14 protein-coding genes and 4 tRNA genes are annotated in these 23,234 nt (G+C 41.2%); 6 read left to right on the top strand and 12 right to left on the bottom strand.

Translation table 11 applies throughout. The features are described from left to right. Positions 1-36 precede the first annotated feature (36 nt). From H3U82_RS02905 to H3U82_RS02870, 8 genes are all read right to left on the bottom strand, one after another. On the bottom strand, positions 37-2,859 hold the full coding sequence (locus H3U82_RS02905) for a 2-oxoglutarate dehydrogenase E1 component (protein WP_025330880.1): 2,823 nt from the start codon (positions 2,857-2,859) through the stop codon (positions 37-39). A gap of 187 nt (positions 2,860-3,046) precedes the next feature. Continuing rightward, positions 3,047-4,330, bottom strand: a complete 1,284-nt coding sequence (gene gltA, locus H3U82_RS02900; RefSeq protein ID WP_037476469.1) for a citrate synthase — start codon at positions 4,328-4,330, stop codon at positions 3,047-3,049. 78 nt (positions 4,331-4,408) lie between these two features. Then, positions 4,409-4,660, bottom strand: a complete 252-nt coding sequence (locus H3U82_RS02895) for a succinate dehydrogenase assembly factor 2 (protein ID WP_025330882.1) — start codon at positions 4,658-4,660, stop codon at positions 4,409-4,411. Then, complete coding sequence (locus H3U82_RS02890; protein WP_198209118.1) at positions 4,660-5,364, bottom strand: succinate dehydrogenase iron-sulfur subunit; 705 nt, start codon at positions 5,362-5,364, stop codon at positions 4,660-4,662. Before H3U82_RS02890 ends, H3U82_RS02895 begins: the two co-directional genes overlap by 1 nt. Before the next feature lie 12 nt (positions 5,365-5,376). After that, entirely contained in the window at positions 5,377-7,146 is a 1,770-nt protein-coding gene (gene sdhA, locus H3U82_RS02885) for a succinate dehydrogenase flavoprotein subunit (RefSeq protein WP_037395298.1), read from the bottom strand. A gap of 2 nt (positions 7,147-7,148) precedes the next feature. Next, positions 7,149-7,496, bottom strand: a complete 348-nt coding sequence (gene sdhD / locus H3U82_RS02880; RefSeq protein WP_025330885.1) for a succinate dehydrogenase, hydrophobic membrane anchor protein — start codon at positions 7,494-7,496, stop codon at positions 7,149-7,151. Then, complete coding sequence (gene sdhC / locus H3U82_RS02875; protein WP_174833603.1) at positions 7,493-7,873, bottom strand: succinate dehydrogenase, cytochrome b556 subunit; 381 nt, start codon at positions 7,871-7,873, stop codon at positions 7,493-7,495. Before sdhC ends, sdhD begins: the two co-directional genes overlap by 4 nt. 141 nt (positions 7,874-8,014) lie before the next feature. Next, positions 8,015-8,779 (bottom strand): GntR family transcriptional regulator, encoded by a 765-nt coding sequence (locus H3U82_RS02870; RefSeq protein ID WP_198186130.1) that lies wholly within the window; start codon positions 8,777-8,779, stop codon positions 8,015-8,017. A gap of 220 nt (positions 8,780-8,999) precedes the next feature. Between H3U82_RS02870 and H3U82_RS02865 the strand changes: the two genes are divergently transcribed. The 4 genes from H3U82_RS02865 (at position 9,000) to argS (ending at position 14,050) form a co-directional block, all read left to right on the top strand. Then, positions 9,000-9,977, top strand: a complete 978-nt coding sequence (locus tag H3U82_RS02865) for a malate dehydrogenase (RefSeq protein ID WP_198209117.1) — start codon at positions 9,000-9,002, stop codon at positions 9,975-9,977. Positions 9,978-10,313: 336 nt separating this feature from the next. Continuing rightward, entirely contained in the window at positions 10,314-11,453 is a 1,140-nt protein-coding gene (locus H3U82_RS02860; protein ID WP_198209116.1) for a homoserine O-acetyltransferase, read from the top strand. Next, positions 11,450-12,046 carry a methionine biosynthesis protein MetW gene (metW, locus tag H3U82_RS02855; RefSeq protein WP_084547802.1) on the top strand — a complete coding sequence of 199 codons (597 nt, stop codon included), beginning with the start codon at positions 11,450-11,452 and terminating at the stop codon, positions 12,044-12,046. Before H3U82_RS02860 ends, metW begins: the two co-directional genes overlap by 4 nt. Before the next feature lie 282 nt (positions 12,047-12,328). After that, the gene (gene argS, locus H3U82_RS02850; protein WP_198209114.1) at positions 12,329-14,050 is read left to right on the top strand and encodes an arginine--tRNA ligase; all 1,722 of its coding nucleotides are present in this window, start codon (positions 12,329-12,331) and stop codon (positions 14,048-14,050) included. Between the two features lie 386 nt (positions 14,051-14,436). Here the strand turns inward: argS and H3U82_RS02845 are convergent. From H3U82_RS02845 to H3U82_RS02830, 4 genes are all read right to left on the bottom strand, one after another. After that, positions 14,437-14,521: transfer RNA gene (locus tag H3U82_RS02845), tRNA-Leu, on the bottom strand. Between the two features lie 291 nt (positions 14,522-14,812). Then, positions 14,813-14,888: transfer RNA gene (locus H3U82_RS02840), tRNA-Val, on the bottom strand. 28 nt (positions 14,889-14,916) lie between these two features. Then, positions 14,917-14,993 (bottom strand) — tRNA-Asp (locus H3U82_RS02835). Between the two features lie 32 nt (positions 14,994-15,025). Continuing rightward, positions 15,026-15,101, bottom strand: a tRNA-Val gene (locus tag H3U82_RS02830). A gap of 879 nt (positions 15,102-15,980) precedes the next feature. Here H3U82_RS02830 and H3U82_RS02825 point away from each other — a divergent pair. After that, positions 15,981-19,340 carry a PilC/PilY family type IV pilus protein gene (locus tag H3U82_RS02825; protein ID WP_198209112.1) on the top strand — a complete coding sequence of 1,120 codons (3,360 nt, stop codon included), beginning with the start codon at positions 15,981-15,983 and terminating at the stop codon, positions 19,338-19,340. Between the two features lie 403 nt (positions 19,341-19,743). Then, positions 19,744-23,214, top strand: a complete 3,471-nt coding sequence (locus H3U82_RS02820) for a PilC/PilY family type IV pilus protein (protein ID WP_078475755.1) — start codon at positions 19,744-19,746, stop codon at positions 23,212-23,214. Positions 23,215-23,234: the final 20 nt, after the last annotated feature.

Here is a 23,234-nt window from a genome sequence, read left to right as displayed (position 1 = left end):
CCACTACAGTGGCCAGTTATTCATAACAGATTCGGATTACTTCAAGTCCAACGCATCATCAACCAGCTGTTTAAGCTGGGCAACGTGTTTACTCATGTAACCCACTGCTGGTGAGGCACTAGCCGGACGGCCTGCAAAAATAACCTTTTGCTTGCTACCAGCAATCTTTTCAATGCGATGGCGAATCTGGAACCAGGCACCCTGATTTCTCGGTTCTTCCTGAGCCCAAAGAATTTCAGTTGCATTAGGATAACGGCTCAGTTCAGCAGCCAGCTGTTCGTACGGGAACGGATATAACTGTTCTACGCGGATAATCGCAATGTCTTTACCCAGATCACGTTCAAGACGTGCTTTATTGATATCGTAGTAAACCTGTCCGGCACACAAAATCACACGCTTAACACTATTTTCATTACCTTCAACCTGATCGCCGATAACCGGGCGGAAAGTGTGGCCTTCAGTAAAGTCACTGAGCTGGCTCATGGATTCATTAAAGCGCAGCAGACGTTTAGACATGAAAATAACCAGTGGTTTACGGTATGGACGTAATACCTGACGGCGCAGCAGGTGGAACATCTGAGAAGCCTCAGACGGCATGACAACCTGAATATTCTCTTCAGAGCATAATTGCAACCAGCGTTCCAGACGACCAGAAGAGTGTTCCGGACCCTGACCATCGTAACCATGCGGCAGAATGACCGTCAGACCGCATAAACGTCCCCATTTGGTTTCACCGGAAGTGACAAACTGGTCAATGGCAACCTGAGCACCATTAGCAAAGTCGCCAAACTGCCCTTCCCAGATAACCAGCTGGTCAGGCGCACTGCAGGCAAATCCGTATTCATAAGCCAATACAGCTTCTTCATTCAGAATAGAATCAATGACTAAGAAAGAAGCCTGATTTTCGCTCAGATTACGCAATGGTACATAAGCACCGGCATCACTTTTTTCACGTTTCTGATCGTGCAGTACTGCATGACGGTGTGAGAAAGTACCACGACCGGAGTCCTCGCCGGAAATGCGTACACCATTACCATTAGTTACCAGACTGGCATAAGCCAGAGTTTCTGCCATACCCCAGTCTACCGGCTGCGTACCTTCTGCCATCGCCATACGACCGGCCAGCATTTTTTTCACCGTATTATGCGGAGTAAACCCTTCCGGCAATGCAGTAAATTTTTCAGCAAGACGTTTAATATCAGCAGCAGGAATACCGGTTTCAACCGGATGATTCCAGTGGGTACCCATATAAGGTGTCCAGTCTACTGCATACTTATGGTTATAATCAGTCAGAGTAGTCTGCTCAACATGCTCACCTTTATCCAGTGCATCACGGTAAGCCTGAATCAGTCCCTCAGCCTGTTCTTTGGTAATGACATTTTCACTTACCAGACGATCAGAATACAGAGAACGAGTGCCCGGATGCTGATGAATTTTGTTATACATCATTGGCTGAGTCAGCATCGGATCATCACCCTCGTTGTGACCCAGTTTACGGAAGCAGACAATATCCACCACCACGTCTTTACCGAAAGACTTACGGTAATCCATTGCCAGACCCATTACATAGCTAACAGCTTCAGGATCATCACCGTTCACATGGAAAATCGGCGCATCAACCATTTTAGCCAGATCTGTGCAGTAAACTGTAGAACGAGTGTCACGTAAATCAGAAGTCGTAAAACCAATCTGATTATTGATAACAATATGGATAGTACCGCCAGTAGTATAGCCGCGGGTTTGTGACAGATTGAAATTAGCCTGATTGACACCCAGACCAATAAATGCAGAATCACCATGAATCAATACCGGCAATACCGCATTACGACCGGATTCACCACGGCGTTTCTGCCGCGCACGTACTGCCCCTTCAACAACAGGGTTAACAATTTCCAGATGAGAAGGATTGAAAGCCAGTGAAACGTGTAAAGGGCCGTTACCGGTAGCCAGATCAGAAGTGAAACCCATATGGTATTTCACATCACCACTTGGCAGAGTAGTTGTATATTTACCCTCAAATTCGCTGAATAAATCACGGGGTTCTTTACCCAGAATATTTACCAGCACATTCAGGCGGCCGCGATGGGCCATGCCAATCATAACTTCTTCAACACCCTGACTACCACAGTGCTGAATCAGATAATCAAGGGCGACAATTGTACTTTCACCACCTTCAAGTGAAAAGCGTTTCTGACCGACATAACGGGTGTGCAAATAGCGTTCAAGCGTTTCAGCCGCAGTCAGCTGCTTCAGAATGCGACGTTTGTGTTCAGGCGTATAACTGGAAACTGATAAATCTTTTTCCACCCGCTCTTGTACCCAGTTGCGTTCATCCGGCCGGGTAATATGCATATACTCAACACCCACGGTGCTGCAATAAGTCTGATCCAGGCGGTTAATAATTTCAGATAAAGGCAGTTTAGGACTGCTTCCAAAATCGCTGCCGGTATAAAATTTAGTAGACATATCTGCCGCAGTCAGCCCGTATTGTGCCGGGTCAAGTTCAGCCAGATATTCTTTAGGACGGCGTTTTAACGGATCCAGATTTGCATTACGCGCGCCGAGGATACGATAAGCGTTCATCAGATTTAATACTGATACCTGCTTTTGCAATACATTTAAATCAACACTACCTTGAGTAGCAGCATGCTGTCTGGACAGATTAACAAAAGATTCCTGAATCGGTAATTGCGGTATATCCTTGGCAACATAGCCCGGTAATGCAGCTACTTTGTCAAAATAATCTTTCCAGTATTCGTCAACTGAATCACGATCCTTTAGGTAGCTCTCGTAAAGCTCCTCAATATAAGGAGCATTGGCACCATATAAATAAGAAAGATTGGTTTGTTCTTCCATCATGGTAAAAATCCTTTTTACCTCAAACTAATAAAACAGGAATATCACTATCCCCTACCAATAAAGAATCGATTGCCGATTCCAGATTACCGCATATCAACATACCGATTCCAGATCACCACGCATAAGCATGGTGATGAAGCATCAGTATGCTTCAGGCAGCAATAAAGCTGCCTGAATACATAAATCACTAGCGTTTATCCACCGGGAGATAATCGCGCCGACCGGACCCTGTATACAGCTGACGCGGACGACCGATTTTCTGATTCGGATCAGCTATCATTTCGTGCCAGTGTGATACCCAGCCTACTGTGCGTGCCAGTGCAAACAGCACGGTAAACATAGTTACCGGAATACCCAGAGCACTCAGCACAATACCGGAGTAGAAATCCACGTTCGGATAAAGTTTGCGTTCAACAAAATAAGGATCTTCAAGCGCAATTTTTTCCAGAGCCATTGCCAGCTTGAATTTAGGGCTATCATGCAATCCCAGTTCTTTTAACACTTCATCACATGTCTGCTTCATGATTTTGGCACGCGGATCCATATTTTTGTACACGCGATGTCCAAAACCCATCAGACGATAACGCTTTTCTTTAACTCCCTGCATAAATTCTTCAACGCGGGACACATCACCAATTTCATCCAGCATTTTTAATACTGCTTCATTGGCACCACCATGAGCAGGTCCCCACAGGCAGGCAATCCCGGCAGCAATACATGCAAACGGATTTGCCCCAGAAGAACCGGCAATGCGTACTGTAGAAGTAGATGCATTCTGCTCATGATCCGCATGCAAAATGAAAATCCGGTCTAAAGCACGTTCCAGCACAGGATTAACAACATAATCCTCAGTTGGTTTAGCAAACATCATATGCAGGAAATTACCGGTATAAGTCAGATTGTTCCGCGGATAATTAAATGGCAATCCTTTTGAGTAGCGGTAACACATAGCTGCGAGAGTCGGAATCTTGGCAATCATGCGGTATTCCGCAATTCGGCGGTGTTCAGGATTATTGATATCCAAACTGTCCTGATAGAATGCAGCCAGTGCACCTACTACCCCGACCATCATTGACATCGGATGAGCATCACGACGAAAACCCCTGAAAAACCAGGTTAATTGTTCATGCACCATATTATGGCGCAAAACACCCAGTTCAAATTTCTGCTTTTCGACTGCATCAGGTAATTCACCATATACGAGCAGATAGCATGTTTCCAGATAATCACTGTGTTCAGCCAGCTGCTCAATAGGGTATCCCCGATAATATAACTGCCCCTTTTCACCATCAATGAAAGTGATTTTCGATTCGCAGGATGCGGTTGAAGTAAACCCGGGATCAAACATAAATGTCCCGGTCTCACCATACAGTTTACGAATGTCCACTACATCCGGACCCAAACTGCCAGACAAAACCGGCATCTCAAAAGGCTCTTGCCCCTCAATGCTCAGTATAGCTTTCTTAGTCATCCATAACTCCTTAATTTTCAATTTTTCTATTTAAATAAACTAAACTTAAATACGTTAACAAAAGCAATGTGTTTACAGCTATTGAGCCTGCCTGATTTTAGCCAGAACAGACTCAAATTCAGAGTCAGTACAACCCTCAGACTGATTGATTAACGCCAGAATTTGCGGATCAGGCAAATCCATTAACGCCACAAACACAGCTAACTCTTCGTTAGATAACTGATCAAAAGCATGTGTCATAAACCGGCCCAGAATAATATCCAGCTCCAGTAAACCGCGTCGGGTTAGCCAGCGTATGCGACGTTTGGCATTATCATCAAAATCCTGCATCAGATAGCTCTTCTCAACATTAAATCTTTAATCTTACCAATAGCACGTGTCGGATTCAGATGTTTAGGGCAAACATCCACACAGTTCATGATCGTATGACAACGGAACAGACGGTAAGGATCATTCAGATTGTCCAGACGTTCATTGGTGCGCGTATCACGAGTATCAGCAATAAAGCGGTAAGCATTCAGCAAACCTGAAGGACCAACAAATTTGTCAGGATTCCACCAGAAAGAAGGACATGAAGTAGAACAGCAGGCACACAGAATACATTCATATAAACCATCCAGCTCTTTACGCTCAGCCTGTGACTGCAAACGTTCACGTGTCGGAGCAGCTGTATCATTGATCACATAGGGTTTAATTGAATGATATTGATTGAAGAACTGAGTAAAATCGACAATCAGGTCACGGATAACCGGCAAAGCAGGTAACGGTTTTAACACTATCGGCTGTTTCAGATTGCGAATATCGGTCAGACATGCCAGACCATTTTTACCATTAATATTCATACCATCAGAACCGCAAATACCTTCGCGGCAGGAACGGCGGAATGACAAACTGTCATCCTGCGCTTTAAGTTTAATCAGCGCATCCAACAGCTTCACATCAGTCGGTTCAATTTCGAGTTCATAATCTTTCATGTACGGCTTATCATCCACATCGGGATTATAGCGGTACACCTGGAAGCGGATTTTTTCCATCTTGATAGTTCCTTAGTAAACGCGTTCAGCTGGTTTTATGTATTCCACACTCAGAGGTTTAGTGTGTACTGGTTTATATTCCAGATGCTGATCTTCAGCGTAGTACAATGTGTGTTTCATCCAGTTTTCATCATCACGGTTCGGATGATCATCGGAAGCATGTGCTCCGCGTGATTCTTTGCGTGCCTCAGCAGAAACCAGGGTCGCCTGAGCCACTTCAATCAGATTATCCAGCTCCAGCGCTTCCAGCCGTGCAGTATTCCAAACCTTACTCTTATCATGAATCTGGGTTTTGGCTACACGTTCGGCAATTTCATTGATTTTCTCAATTCCTTCTTTCAGCAGAGCATCTGTACGGAATACCCCAGCATGTGACTGTACACACCGCTGCAAATCATTACGCACTTCAGATACCTCTTCACCATTAGTCTGATTTTCCAGACGGCTCAGACGTGCAAGTGTTTTTTCACCAACATCTGCCGGCAACTCACGATGTGCTACCTGCTTTTTGATGTAGTCAATCATATGATCGCCGGCGGCTTTCCCGAACACCACAAGGTCAAGTAAAGAATTAGTACCCAGACGGTTTGCACCATGCACTGAAGCACATGCACATTCACCTGCTGCATAGAAACCAGGAACCGGAGCTTCCAGATCATCACCTTTGGCCATTACCACCTGACCATGATAATTGGTAGGAATACCGCCCATCATATAGTGGCAGGTCGGAACCACCGGAATCGGATCTTTAATTGGATCCACACCGGCAAATTGAATGGAAATCTCGCGGATACCCGGCAGTTTTTCCATAATTTTTTCTGCGCCAAGATGGTCCACTTTCAGCAGTACATGGTCTTTATTTTTACCTACACCACGGCCTTCATGAATTTCAATAGCCATTGCACGGGACACCACATCACGACAGGCCAGATCTTTTACAGTTGGCGCATAACGTTCCATAAAACGCTCGCCTTCACTGTTGAGCAGAATACCGCCTTCACCACGCACACCTTCAGTAATCAGCACCCCGGCACCCGCCACACCAGTAGGATGGAATTGCCAGAACTCCATGTCTTCCAGAGGAATGCCTGCACGGGCAGCCATACCCAGACCATCACCAGTATTCATATAGGCATTGGTAGAAGAAGCATAGATACGTCCGGCACCGCCAGTAGCAAAAAGTACAGCCTTTGCATGCAAAATGAAAACTTCACCCGTTTCCATTTCCATTGCAATAACCCCGATTACCACACCTTCTGAATCCCGAATCAGATCCAGAGCAGCCCATTCCACAAAAAACTGAGTTTCTGCATGCACATTTTGCTGATATAAGGTATGCAGCATTGCATGGCCGGTACGGTCTGCCACTGCACAGGCACGTTCTACAGCACGTTTACCAAACTCAGCAGTATGTCCGCCAAACGGGCGCTGATAAATTTTGCCGGATTCAACTCGATCAAACGGCATACCCATATGTTCAAGTTCAACTACAGCATCAGGAGCGCGGCGTGTCATGAATTCAATTGCATCCTGATCACCCAGCCAGTCGGAACCTTTAACGGTATCGTACATATGCCAGTTCCAATGGTCTTCCTGTACATTACCCAGCGAAGCAGAAATCCCACCCTGGGCGGCTACCGTATGAGAACGGGTTGGAAAAACCTTAGAAAGCACTACTGTATTTAAACCTGCTTTAGATAATTGCAGAGCGGCACGAAGCCCTGCACCACCGCCGCCTACGATTACTGCATCAAAACGACGTACCGGCAAACTCTTGGGCATATTCATGCTACCCCCCAAATCACTTTAACAGAATAAATCAGACAGCCAACCAACCACAGGATAGTGGCAACATGCAAAAACAGGCGCAAACCTGCTGGTTTGATATAGTCCATCCACAAATCACGTATACCAACCCATGCATGCAATACCAGTGCCAGCACAAAAATCTGTGTTATCAGACGAACCCACGTCTGAGCAAAGAAACACTGCCATTCCTGATAACTATGCGGTAAACAGATAATCATAATTAAAAACAAGACTGAGTACACCAGCATGATTACTGCCGTGATACGCTGCATAATCCAATCGCGCAGACCATAGTGCGCGCCGGCTAATTTACGATCAATCATGATAACAAGCACGCTCCATAAATAATAACGGACAATACAATTGCACAAATAACCACCGCTTTAGCCGAAGCGCGTGCCGTTTTTAGTTCTGTGCCTTTATGAATATCCATAAACAAAAAACGTATACCGGCCAGACTGTGGTAAACATATGCCAGCAAAAGAACAAAAAGAATGCACTTCACCAAAGGATGATGCACAAGCTCCTGATAAGTATTGAACGCAGATTCATGAGAAAGCGTACCTGAAAACAGCCATAAAAACAGCGGAATACAGATAAATAGCGCGATACCACTAAAACGATGAAAAATAGACACAAGACCCGGAATGGGTAATCGTATCTTTTGTATATCCAGATACACTGGCCTTTCTTTTTGCATCGGTAACTCCTCTTGTATTATTAGAAGATATAAACTCAAAACCAGCGGCCAAAGCCGCACCCAACCGAAATTTACTGCAATTGACCCAGTTTTTAACAAACAGGTAACATTACTACACACCAATTATTTACAATACCAGTATCAGTACTCAGCAGAGCTACCACTTAATTGCAAAGACTGATTTCCAAGTTGTAAATAACGCCGGCGCCATTCATAAGGAACACCGTCGACACTTTGGCTCAAACGCCCGATACAAAGGGCATACGAACCCATATCTGCCTTCAACAGTCTGGCAATCTCAGGACGCAAAACTGTCTGCCAAAGCCATTGTCGCGAAGTATCCATCAAAACATCATACTCAAGCAACAAAAAAGCATAAAAACTACGGCGGCGGCGCATAAAACGTACATTTAAATCCTGCAATAACGCAACAGGTAAAAATAATTCATCTACCGCCACTTCAATATAACCGGTACGCCATAGCAGCATAATTTTCCATACCGGTTCTGCGATTTTTATACCCAACTGCATAGCAGTTTCTTCATCCGCAACAGCAACAGTCACACTCAAAACTTCAGCTACCGGCCAAACCTGCTCAGTTTTAGCCTGTTGCAATACCGGAATTTCAGTAAAAGGATAATATCCCCAGTCCCAGTTTTGCTGGGTAACAAAGGTTCCTACCCCTTGATAACGCTGTAAAATACCCCGCGCCGCCAGTTCACTCAAACCTTTACGCACAGTTCCCTGACTTACATTCCACTGCCTGGCCAGATCCCATTCACTGGGCAAAGGCTGGCCAGGCTTGAAATCACCATCAGCAAGCAAATGAAAAACCCGCTGCATTACAGACTGGTATAAAGGAATGTGTCTTTTAAGCGAACTGATTTTAAATCTATTGTACGACATTTCAAACTCATGTAAATAAAGTCTTATATAAGACATAAGATAACACAGAAAAACTCACTTAATATTCTCAAAAAAGCATCAATCTATTACTTCAATTAATTTAATTTTGAAAATAATTTTGCTATCATACAGCCCAAATTCTTGTAGTACAGACATATTAAATACCTTTAAGACAAGAAAAAATATTTATAGTCGTGTTTTTATTTTAAGAGGATATGTTATGAAAAAACCTGTACGCATTGCCGTGACGGGTGCTACCGGTCAGATTGGTTATGCTTTACTGTTCCGGATTGCCAGCGGTGACATGCTGGGAGCTGATACTCCGGTTATCCTGCAATTGCTTGATTTGCCTCAGTCGCAAACTGCTGCCCAGGGGGTAATGATGGAATTACAGGACTGTGCATTTCCCTTGCTTACCGATATGTTTGCAACTCATGATCCAGAATTGGCATTCAAAGATGCAGATATAGCTATCCTCGTCGGTGCACGTCCGCGCAGTAAAGGTATGGAACGCAGCGACTTATTACAGGCCAATGCCGAAATCTTCAAAACACAGGGTGCAGCACTGAATAAAGTAGCCAGCCGCGATGTTAAAGTCCTTGTTGTTGGTAATCCAGCCAATACCAATGCTTATATCGCCATGAAGTCTGCCCCTGATTTACCGGCGAAAAATTTTACCGCACTGATGCGCCTGGATCAGAATCGCGCACTTAGTCAGCTGGCAGAAAAAATTAATAAACCAGTAAGCAAAATAAAACAGCTGTGTGTATGGGGAAATCACAGTCCCACCATGTACACTGATTACCGCTTTGCTCAGATAGATAATCAAAACGTAGCAGAAATGATTAATGATCAGGACTGGTATGTAAAAGAGTATTTGCCTAAAGTAGGCAAACGCGGATCAGCCATCATTGAAGCCCGGGGTCTGTCTTCTGCTGCCAGTGCCGCCAATGCAATTATCGATCAGATTCATGACTGGGTAATTGGCAGTAATGGAGAATGGGTTACTATGGGCGTACCCTCAGACGGTTCTTATGGCATCCCGGAAGAAATAGTATTCGGCTTTCCCATGACTTGTGAAAATGGCGAGTACACTATTGTTCAGGATTTACCTATTGATGAATTCAGTCAGCAGCGTATTAATCAGACACTGGCTGAACTTGAAGAAGAAAAAGCAGAAGTGAGCAGCTTACTTTAAATACTGAAAATATCTCTGGCCGGCCTGAAACATCAGACCGGCTTTTTTATCACCAGTTTGTATTAATGCTGATTAATACAAAACAGATTTCAATACAAATATCAGCAATATTAGCGAACTAATTACTATCAACACCAGCGCCAGACAGTTTACCCAGTATCCGAGCGTCTGTTTTTGCTGCCTTCCGAGCAAATACTTAAGCAAAACACCCAATAACATTACAAAAAGAAACAGACGCAGCAAACGGCCTATCATTTATTTTCCAAAACACGTTATATCTGTGCAAACCAGACAAAGTCGTTATAATGCCAGTTTTCTATTCTTTTAACTAATCTTATGAAAGAAATAGACAGCATTGGCATTGTAACCCCGCAAAAGTGGTCTTTTGACAGCCCGCTCACCCTGCAAAACGGTTGTGTTCTGCCCCGGTTTGAATTAATGATTGAAACCTACGGCACACTTAATGCAGATAAAAGTAATGCGGTATTAATATGTCATGCACTGTCAGGAAATCACCATGTAGCGGGTTACTATAGTAAAAATGATAAACACCCCGGCTGGTGGGATAATATGATTGGTCCGGGAAAACCTGTTGATACCAATCGTTTTTTTGTTGTCGGCTTAAATAATCTGGGCGGCTGTCACGGCAGCACCGGTCCGTTGAGTATCAATCCGGACACAGGAAAAGCTTACGGCGCTGATTTTCCGATGGTAACCGTAAAGGACTGGGTAGAAAGTCAGTCTATGCTGGCCGACCGCTTCGGCATTGATAAATGGGCTGCGGTTATGGGCGGAAGTCTGGGCGGGATGCAGGCATTACAATGGGCAATCGACAAACCGCAACGCCTGAGACATGCATTGATTATTGCCTCAGCTCCACGATTATCTACCCAAAATATTGCCTTTAATGATGTAGCCAGACAAGCCATTCTTACCGATCCGGATTTTTGTCAGGGACAATACGCGCAACAGCAGAAAATTCCACGACGAGGTTTGCGTATCGCTCGTATGATGGGACACATTACCTATCTGGCAGAAGACGGATTGGGTAAAAAATTCGGGCGCCAGATGCGACAACCAAACTACCAGTATGATTACAACGTTGAATTTGAAGTTGAATCCTATCTTCGCTATCAGGGCGATAAATTCGCTGAAGTGTTCGATGCCAATAGTTATTTACTGATGACAAAAGCACTTGATTATTTTGATCCGGCGCGTGATTATGATGGTAATCTGGTAGCCGCAGTATCGGCAATTCAGGCCAGAATACTGATAGCCAGCTTCAGCAGCGACTGGCGTTTTTCACCCAGACGCTCACAGGAATTACTGGATGCTTTGGTAGCAGCCAACAAACCCGTGCAATATATTGCTCTTAAATCAGCTCACGGACATGATGCCTTTTTAATGGAAGATGCTGATTATCAGGCGGCTATCCGCATTTATTTCAACAATATTGCCACTGAACTAACACAATGAACATATCATCAGTACCACTGCGTGATGACCTGCAAATGATTTTCGACTGGATTACACCCAATAGTCGTGTACTGGATTTAGGCTGCGGAGACGGAGAACTGCTGGCCGCACTAGTCAGACACAAAAATTGTCAGGGATATGGATTAGAAATTAATACCAATAGCGTATTAGCTGCTATGCAACGTGGCATCAACGTAATACAGGCGGATCTGGAAGCCGGCTTGCAACATTTTAATGATAACAGCTTTGATATCATTGTTTTGAGCCAAACCATTCAGTCTATGCAAAATACGGAAAATATCCTGCAGGAAATGAAACGAGTCGCCGCAGAAGCTATTGTCACCTTTCCCAATTTCGGCTACTGGCGCAACCGCCTACAAATCGCACTGGGCGGACATATGCCGGTATCCGAACGCATGCCCTATCAATGGTATAACACCCCGAACATTCATTGGTGCACCCTTCAGGATTTTGATAAATTATGTGCCAAAAATCATTTAAAAATTTTGCAACGAGCAGTAATGAGCGGAAATAAACGCATTTCCCTCTGGCCAAACTTGCTTGGTAGTCTGGCCTTTTATCGCGTAGGCTGATCATCACACAGTTAAAGTATACCGGCTGGTATCCGGTATACTTTAACAGCATTATCCATTTACACACTAAAAACGCACAAATCATATTCAGCATAAATCAGCCAATCTGATTGATAATTACCAATTCATTTATCCATATAGTATTCTTATATAGCCAAAGAACAATTTTCTTAACTAATTTAAGCATTATTCCCGTCAAGTTTATTTATTCATTGTGCTGCGCTAATGCGATTTACGCTTATTTATGCGAAAATTAGCCATTTTCCTATTTATCAGACCAACATGAAATTACATCAACTAGTTGCAGCTGAAGTTGAACAAGCATTTAGCGCAAACGGGCTCACAGACCAGCCAATTATTCTGCAACCAGCCAAAAATCGTGACTTTGGCGATTATCAGATTAACGGCGTCATGGGTGCCGCCAAAAAAACCAGACAAAACCCTCGCGAACTGGCACAAAGAGTTGCCGATGCATTACAGCAGAACCCACTGATTGCCACAGCAGAAGTTGCCGGCCCTGGTTTTATTAACTTAAAACTTCGTCCTGAAAAACTGGCACAATATATTAAGACTTCATTGCAGGATGAGCATCTGGGCATTGCCAGAAACAGCAAACCACAAACAATAGTTATAGATTACTCCTCACCCAATCTGGCTAAAGAAATGCACGTAGGTCATTTACGCTCCAGCATCATAGGAGACAGCCTCAACCGGGTACTTACATTTCTCGGACATAAAGTTATTGCCCAAAATCATGTAGGTGACTGGGGCACACAATTTGGTATGCTGGTCGCCTACCTGATAGAACAACAGCAAAACGGGCGTGCAGATCTCGAACTGGCGGATTTAGAACAATTCTATCGTAATGCCAAAGTACGCTTTGATGAAGATAAAAACTTTGCCGACACAGCACGTGATTACGTAGTTAAACTTCAAAGCGGAGATGCCAGCGTACTGGCATTGTGGCAACAGTTTGTACAGACCTCTTTGCAACATGCTCAGGCGGTCTATAAAAAACTTGGCCTAAAACTCTTACCAGCCGATGTAACCGGCGAGTCATTTTACAATGACCAATTACAATCAACAGTGAATGAACTTCTTGCCAAAGGTATTGCCGTTAACAGTGATGGCACTAAAGTTGTTTTTCTGGATGAATTTAAAAATCAGGATAATGAACCGGCAGCATTTATTATTCAGAAAAAAGATGGCGGATTCCTGTATGCCAGCACCGATTTAGCCTGCCTGCGTTACCGGATCAACACCTTGCACGGCAACAGATTGTTATATGTTGTGGATGCGCGCCAAAGCCTGCACTTTGATGAATTATTTATAGTTGCCCGTAAAGCCGGCTGGCTGCCTGATACCGTGCATGCGGAACATGTACCTTTCGGTACCATGATGGGTAAAGACGGCAAACCGTTTAAAACCCGTAGCGGTGACACAGTAAAATTAATGGATTTACTAAACGAAGCTGTAACACGTGCATCTGCTCTGGTTGCTAGCAAAAATCCTGAACTGAGCGCCGATGAAATCGCGCATATAGGTGAAGTCGTAGGCATAGGAGCCGTAAAATATGCAGATTTAAGCAAAAATCGTACCAGTGATTACATATTCGACTGGGACAGCATGCTCTCTTTCGAAGGTAATACTGCTCCTTACTTACAATATGCCTATACTCGTGTACAAAGTGTTTTTCGCAAAGCAGGTACCTGGGATAACAATGCTGCGATCACTCTGAACGAAGCCATGGAACAGCAACTGGCTGTAGAATTACTTAAATTTGAAGATGTTCTGAATAGTGTTGCCAATACCTCTTATCCGCACTATCTCGCCGCTTATCTGTATCAGATTGCTACCCTGTTCAGCCGCTTTTATGAAGCCTGCCCGATACTGAAAGCAGACGAAGCCACTCGCAATAGCCGGTTGCAACTCACCAGCCTTACCGGCAAAACCTTACAACAAGGTCTGGCATTATTAGGTATAGATACTCTTGAAACCATGTAACTAATACAAACATATCAGCAAAAAATGCACCATTTAAATTTATATAATGGTGCATTTTTTATTTCCACTGACAAATAAGCTCAAAATCAGTCAGATAACCTGTTTTTTACCTATTGATAAATATCATTTATCCGTAAATCATACCTTACGCATAAACTATATATCTGCATAAATACCTGTCAATAAAAGCTTACAACAGAATATATAGAATTAATTTAACTACGAATTCAGGTAAATTCGAATATCATACTAAAGATAATTATACTTAAAATACAAAATTGAAAGCAGATAAAACAAATTTCTAAATAGTTTTTAGTTAGTGTTCAGACACACTGAGTAGAAATAAAAAAAGATATCTTAGCTTACAAGATATCTTTAAAATTCGATGGTGCGGATAAAGAGACTCGAACTCTTACGCCTTTCAGCGCCAGAACCTAAATCTGGTGCGTCTACCAATTTCGCCATATCCGCAATCAATCAGTAAAAGATTGAGCGATGAATTATAGGTTAGTTTGCAAATTGTGCCAAGTGAAATATCTTAAGCATATACAGACAGATGCAAATGAGCTGTGAATAAGCATAAATACCGTGGAGTTTCTTATTGCCCAATACCAAGTAATAATAGTCTGAATATCACAAACTAATGATCGGCTATGAATGCCACCAGCACAGATAGTTTGATTGCATACAAAAAAACAGCAAACAAATAGTCCACTAACAACCAAGAGTTTAATTAAATCAGAAATCAGGAGAAAAATAGATTGGTGGGTGATGACGGAGTCGAACCGCCGACATTCTGCTTGTAAGGCAGACGCTCTACCAACTGAGCTAATCACCCCTAAGAGAGAAAACAGCAAATATGAAATTGGCGCGGCGGACGGGGCTCGAACCCGCGACCCCCGGCGTGACAGGCCGGTACTCTAACCAACTGAGCTACCACCGCGCAAGTTTTATGCAACGCATAAAACAGAAAACTGGTGGGTGATGACGGAGTCGAACCGCCGACATTCTGCTTGTAAGGCAGACGCTCTACCAACTGAGCTAATCACCCTGTGCTGTCGAGGCGCGTATTTAATCACAGAGTAAGAAACACAGCAAGCCCTTTTTATCGCAATATTGCACATTTTTTTTAGTTTACTGTTTTTTAAATTTAAATTTTAGGGTACTTGAAACTTGTTATTGATTAACCAATAGCAGGGGTTGGATACTCAGTTTAATTCAGACATTCAATATATAAAATTCTGCTCCTTTTTCTAATATCTCTATATTGAAAGTAGAAAATGATATTCTATATACCTGCAAAACAAACCAAAGCATATAGAACTTTTGTTATATCAAACAATACTTTCATACTCACTTAAAATTAAAAAAATATCTAAAACCAAATACAATATTTACAGCAATAAACACTTATTATCATCTTCCAAGCAATAAAATTGCTAAAAATCTATAAAATTAATTTTAAAATAAATTATTCACATTGAAATAATGATTTTAAATATTTATTAAATAAAAATAAAAAATTATTTATATAAAATTAAATAGCAATTTATAATAATAAAAATAGATAAAGAGCAATAATTAAGAATTTTACGCTAACTTATCAGCATAAACTAATCAAAGTTAATCAATCTTCTTCTAAAATAAACTATAGATTTTAATTTTTCAGATTTAAACTTTAATAGCATAAAATTGCTAAATAAGTTATTTAGCATATTAATGCCGTCGGTATTGAATCAGAAACATGACAGAGATTTTTCCTGAGTAACTATCACCGGAAAGTTAAATATAACCCTCTATTTGAATCTTTATATTTTATCTGACAATCAGCTGCACATTCATATTTTATTTTCTGTCTGTCACATAAAAAGCTTAATTGCCTAAGAATTTACTAAAAGTAAGCAACAGAAGCTACTGAACAAGGAATTCCATGAAAAAACAAAAAGATAAATTCCAAATTACCGGAACAAAACACATCACATCCGGTCGAACTTTGTGCCGCACAGTCCTGGGCCTTTTTAATCTTTTTGCTATTCCGTCAGCTTTGGCTGCGGCAAATATCTTTGCTGATATTCCGCTGCATCTGCAAAGTAAATCCATTACTACTTCGTCATATAGCGTTAAACCCAATGTTACCTTTTACATTGATGATTCAGGCAGTATGTCTATGAACATCGTACCGATTACCTATAAATGTCGGGTGAGTAAATGGATTCCCAATCCGGATGGTAAAGGGGGCAAATGGCCGCCATTTGGTAGTTATGAATACGGATTTACAAAAAAACCCAAAAATACCTCAGAAGTCAGATATAGCTGTGATACCTACCGGCGTATTGATTCCGTTAAAGAAGTACTGACAGATATCATCAAAAAATATCATGATGATATGTACTTTGCATTTCGCCCGATGTGCGGCACCGGTGACCAGAAAAAATTCAATAAATTTTATGACACTTCTGATCCGGCCAATTATGAAAGCATGCTAAATAACATCAAAAAACTGGAAACACCATGCGACACCCCCACTACACGCCAGTTTCCTGTTATTGCGCGCAATCTGGTAATAAACAAACTGAAATATCGCTGCCAAAAATCTTATATTATTTTGCTAAGTGATGGTGAAGCTGATAATACATATTCTATTTCAGATAAAAATTTCACCAAAAATACAGATTCACGCTACGATAGCTACTTTGATCGGGATTTTGAAACTAATAACGATCGCTTAAATTTTCTTGCCCGCAATCACAATACCAATAAACCACTGCGTCTGAAATACTATACAGACAGGCTCAATAACTATAACTTTGGCGACTACATCTACACCAGTGATTACTATAGCTCAACCGGTAAATCCATTAATGCCTCACCAGTGCGAAAAAAAACTGATGATGCGGGTCAGCCATGGAATGAAGTTGATCCAAAAACAAAAAAACGTTTTCGCCAAACTGCACAAACATTCACCATCGGAGTAGGACTCGGGCAGCGCAATACAAACGAAGCCAAAATCGCCATTCCTTATCTGGAAAATGCCGCAACGCCAAGTGGCGAATACAATGAGACAACCAACCCTAACGGACGTTTCTTTAACGCCAATTCCCGTGATGAAATTATCAGCGCTTTTGAAAAAATATTTAAAACCATCAAAGGAGAAATGACCGCATCAACCATTCAGACTACTACAACAGCTCCGACTGTAGCCATTTCCAATACCAACCAGGGTAATCTGTCGATTACCGCCAAGGTTGAAACCGGTTCATGGAGCAGCAGGATTTGTATTTACGATATCAATACCAAAAATGACAGCAGCTCATGCCCGATGCGGCCTACATACGGCAACCGGCAATTATTGCTTAATGATGGTAAATATACACATCTCTTTAACGAAAGCCTTAACAGCTTTAATAACAGCACATTTAAAATCAGCAACAATAATAAAAATCGTAATGAATGGCACGATGGCTTACTAGCATGGCTAAATCGGTCACTTACTGCTGATACTCAGAAAAAAAATGAATTTGTATTGGATTATCGTACCCGCCGCTCTCTGCCAGACTTCGGAAATACGCGGGATTTAGGAGATATTATAGATAATCCGATTCTTACAGCCGGCAATATAGAAAATAACCGCCAGCGGTATCTGATTACATCAGCTAATGACGGAATGGTCTATGTTTTCCGCTCGAGTAATAATTCCAAATTTCCTTATGATTTAAAATTTAATTACATGCCAATGGGGATTGAAAGGCAGAGTAATGACGGTTCTGATATGGTTGCTCACTATTACAAGGATTTAACCAGCAAAAAATATGGCGTTAATGATAATTTTCCTCATCGTTTCCTGCTTAACGGAGGCATGGCGGTACAGCAAACAGATGGCAGCAACGGGCGGCCACAGCAGATATTTATGGTTTCAACCCTCGGGCAAGCGGGACGAGGCGCATTTGCCATCAATATCGGCGGAAACGACATTATTACCGGCAGACCATTAGCCGGAGACAACATGCAGTCATCCCGCTGGTATGAAGATGTTTTCCTGTTCCAGACACCTAAAGGAAAAGACAATCAGTTTGGTTATACTATCGGTTCACCTGCCATTGCAAGAGTGCGGGTCAATTCAAATATTAATGCCTCAGATTCATCTATTACAGACCATATACGTCAGGCTGCATTTATCAGCAATGGCTATAACTACTCCCCCTCTCTGGCTCTGGATATCGCTACCAAACCCTCACCTGAATCAGCTTTATATATTTACGACATACTGGGAATAGATGTAGGCACTCAGGCCTATATTCATACCGACAGCAAAAAAGGAGATTTAATCGCCAAACTGGTTGCTCCTAATGGCAGCGGCGGCCTTTCCAGCCCGACAGTTATCGATATAGACGGAGACGGCGTAGCTGATATTGTCTATGCGGGTGATTATCAGGGTAATTTGTATCGGTTTGACTTACGTGCTCCTAATCCGTCAAATTGGAAAGTGTATAAAATCTTTACTGCTGATGGTCCCATCACTTCAGCACCCGGGGTATTTCTTCTTAAAGCAAAAGGAGCACAGCATACAAATAGCGAAATACCAACAGCAATTGTTACTTTTGGCACAGGCAGCGATATTTATCAGTCAGACCTGACAAATAAAGATCAGCAAAGTGTATATGGCATTTATGACGATCTGAGCCAGCAGGAAGTGCACGAAATCAGCAAAAGCAGTCTGGTAAAACAAGAATTTATCCAAGCCGGCAATTACCGTTTACTGAGTAACTATCCGCTAAACCCGGCAGTTCATCGAGGCTGGTATTTTAATCTCAGAGAAAACACCGGTGAGCGCATTGTATCCAAACCGGTAATTGTTTCTTATGCTGGCGCAGTCCTATCGCGCACTTATAACGTAGAAAAAGAAAATAAACTGCCTGATCCGTGCAAAATTACTTCTATCGTCCAGCGCAACTCCGTTACCACCGGTAAAATTCAGTTTAATGTAAAAACCGGGGGCGCATTACAAAGCACAGATCCGAATTTTGTATTTGATGAAGCAGCGCCGGCAGGCAGTAGCGTGAGTACGGAAGGACCTTTTGGTTTTACCGTTTCAGGCAATAATAATATTGATATAGGCGGCTCATATACCCAGAAACCATTAACTGAAAAATCTCCTCCGGTAGAAAACTGCTCGCGTGCCGCCGTGATAGCAGCGACAACAGACGGGAATAAATTAACTATTAACGTCCCGCGCTGCCCGGTCATAATTCACCGGATTTCATGGCGTGAAATAAAAGAAGGTTATCTTTAACCAAACTTATATTAATTACAACTTTTAATTAATTTTAATTTATTTTGCCGGTTAAACTATATAGTTTAACCGGCATTTTTATGACAAATATACATAAATACCAATAAATTCGGTTTAAACAGAAAAATTTCCTTTTATGAAGCCAAATAAATTTATATTTTTTATATAAATTTTACTTTTTAAGTATATAAATAATTATATAAAACCAGTTAAGAAAAACATTATACATATAAACCACAGATTTCATTACACAATGAAATACATTTCAATTTTATTGACTTAAAGATTATTTTTACTTATATTATCAAACAATTTAACATTAAAATTTGTACGCTGATTTCAGCGAAATTTAATTTTCGCCAGAATCTATCCAAAATCTATTTTCAGCTTAGCAAGGTAAAGCATGAATACTGCGATTAAAAATAACAGGAAAACCAGATTTCCTAAAGGTAAAAAAGTTTTAGTTTCAGCTGTTACTGGAGCCTTAGGTATTTTTATGGCACCATATACTTATGCTACAGCAAATTCTTTCGCAGATACGCCATTACGACTTCAGCAAAAATCCATTACTCAGAAAGCTTACAGCGTAAAGCCTAATGTTGCTATATTTATAGATGATTCTTTAAGTATGGGTTATACATTAACTCATAACAAACCTTCTAAAGATCCAAAGAAACTTTTATATAAATGTCGTAAGCTACTTCCAGGCGAAGTAGAAAGAAGACTACCTAAATACTGGGATAGTCACAGTGGCTGGATACAAGATCTAACTTTAGAAGAAGCAGATGCAATAAAAAGCAAAGGAGGGTATGGATGTAATCCTTACACTCGATTTGATCCGGCTAAAGATATTCTGACAACAATAATTACAGAATATCGCGATAAGATGTATTTCGCATTGCGTCCATTACATTCTGAAAGAGATGATAGTGATCAGCAAAAATGGAGTAATTCCTTTCACGAAACTTCTATCTCATCAGAATTTAAGTCAATGCTTGATAATATTGAAAAGTTAAAGGGCCGAGGTGTTACACCAACTACCCGGGTATTTCCTGTTGTGGCCAGAAATTTGATAATGAATAAACTGAAATATCGCTGTCAAAAATCTTATATTATTTTCTTAAGTGATGGTCTGGCCGGTGGACAGAGAGCAAAATCAGATAAAAGCTTTACTAAACCAGATAAAGATTTAGATGAGTTTTTTGATAAACGATTTTCCTCAAATACGGAGAGGGAGGATTTATTACACAAACATGGTACTGGCATAAACAGTAAAATAGTCGACAGGCTGGCTTTTTATACAAAAACATTAGCAGACCCATATGCTCATACAGATTCACAACAGCCGGCAAATCCACTTGGTTTTGGTCCCTATATATACAGTGAGGATTATTACAACATAAAAGGCACCGATATAACTAAAGGTATATCTCAATTTAAACGTATTACAGATGATGCGGGTAAACCTTGGAATTCAATTGATAAAATTACCGGAAAACCTTTTTATCAAACTGCCGAAACATATACAATCGGATTTGCATTAGCTCAGGTCGATCCTGATAATCCGGATGACGAAAGTAAAGATGAGCGAGCTTTTATATATCTAAGTAATGGTGCTACCCCACCCGGACTTCACCCTAGAGGTAATTTCTTTAATGCAAACTCACGAACTGAAATCATTGAAGCGTTCAGAACTGTATTTAATAATATTATCAGTAAAGAGGAAGCTACTGCAATTAATGTAACGACAAATGCTCCAAGTATGGGTATTTCAAGTACATCAACAGATGATCTGGGCATTACAGCTAAAATTGAAACCGGTAACTGGAGCAGCCAGATTTGCATACATGATTTAACTAATAAAAATTCAGATAAAAATTCAGAAGATACAGGACAAACAATTGATAAAAATGATTGTAAAGTGCAACCATCTTTTGCTAACAGACAACTATTAATTAATGATGGCAAGACCACTTATTTATATTCAAATCTGACTCCTAATCAGAACCTGAATAATAACTCATTTGAAATTAGCACGAATGCTGATAAAAATAAAAGAGAATGGCTTGATGGTCTGCTCACCTGGTTAAGCCGTTCCAAAGACGATGACAAAATTAAGCAGGATGGCTTCGTTTTAGGTTATCGTCAGCGACCGAATAGTGCCCGTAATATGGGTGACATTATTGATAATACTATTGTAACAGCAGGCGGAATTGAGTTTAACAAACAGAAATATCTCGTCACTTCGGCTAATGATGGAATGGTATATGTTTTCCGTGCAGCAGATAATTCGAATCATCCGTATGATCTTAAATTTAATTATATGCCAATGTCTATTGAACGGGACAGTAGTGATGGAAGTGATATAGTTGGTCACTATTATAAGGATATGCTAGATAATGATTATGGTAAAGACTCTAAACATCCTCACAGATATTTATTAAACGGGGGGATGGTAATAAGACAAACCTCCGACAGAAAAGACAAAGCTGGCGTAAACCAAATATTTATAGTATCAACAATGGGACAGGCAGGACGCGGAGCATTTGCTATTAATATTGGCGGACAGGATATCGCTACTGGTAACAACATTGCTGCAGATAATATTGGCAGTGCTGGCTGGTATAACAATGTATCGCTGTTTCAGACACCAAGCGGTGCAAATAATGAGTTCGGTTATACTATTGGTAAGCCGGCGATTGCCAAAATAAGGGTTAACAGAGATACAAATGCATCAGATACAACGATAACAGACCATCTTCGTGAAACAGCTTTAATCAGTAATGGTTATAAATCTCAAGATTCTAATGATGAATCCGCATTGTATATCTATGATGCATTAGGTGTTGATGTAGGCGTAGAGAGTTATCAAAAAACAGGTGATCCGAAAGGAACCCTAATCCGTAAAATGATTGCATCATCAGATGGTGGCGGATTGTCCAGCCCTACTGCTGTGGACATCAGTAATGACGGGATTGCCGATCTTGCATATGCTGGTGATTATAAAGGAAATGTTTATAGATTTGATTTCAGAAGTCCGAATCCAAATAAATGGACTGTAAAAAAGATTTTTTCAGCTAATGCACCTATAACGGTTGCTCCGGCTATCTATCGAGCTGCCGAAAACCTGAAAGATCCCTTAGCAAAAAACAAACTGGTCATTGTATTTGGAACAGGAAGTGATATTTATCAGTCTGATCGTGATAATTTGCAGCAACAAACCATGTACGGAATCTACGATAATTATAACGAACAAACAGATACTTTAATTGATAAAGGTTCGTTAGTGCAACAGGATATGCCATATGGGAATGATTATAGTTATCTGAGCAACAAACCCTTTTCATCGGAAAGAAATAAGGGCTGGTATTTTAACCTGAATAAAGACGGAGAACGCGTAACAGAGTCAGTACAAAGATTACTAACAACAGGTATTGTAATGACAAGATCATATTCCGTTGACACAAATGGTAAATTAAATGATCCTTGTGAAGAAACAAAAATGACTGAAAAAACAAATGTTGTTAGTCATCTTATTCAGTTTAATGCACTTACAGGCGGAGCATTAACCGAAAACGAGGCACATATTGTAGTAAACTCAAACTATCCACTTGCTAGCAGGTCTAAAATGGATAACATTATTGGAATGCTAGTTTCAAATACTAATAATGGATATGTTGATGCTATGGATGTCGGGGGTTCGGGTAAAGAGCAAGATCCTGAGCACCACATACCTCCAAGTAATTGTTTTCGAAAAAAACCTTATGGATTTACTGATACAGGTGAAATATTTGAGATTAAGGGGGTTGTTATGTGTCCCGTCAGCATCAATCGTTTATCATGGAGAGAAATTAAGACTGGTTATTTAAGCTAGTAATATTTATAAACTTCATT

This window comes from Snodgrassella sp. W8132 (genome assembly GCF_016100865.1).
In the GTDB taxonomy this organism is placed as follows: domain Bacteria; phylum Pseudomonadota; class Gammaproteobacteria; order Burkholderiales; family Neisseriaceae; genus Snodgrassella; species Snodgrassella alvi.
This window is presented reverse-complemented; position numbering and strand designations above follow the sequence as displayed.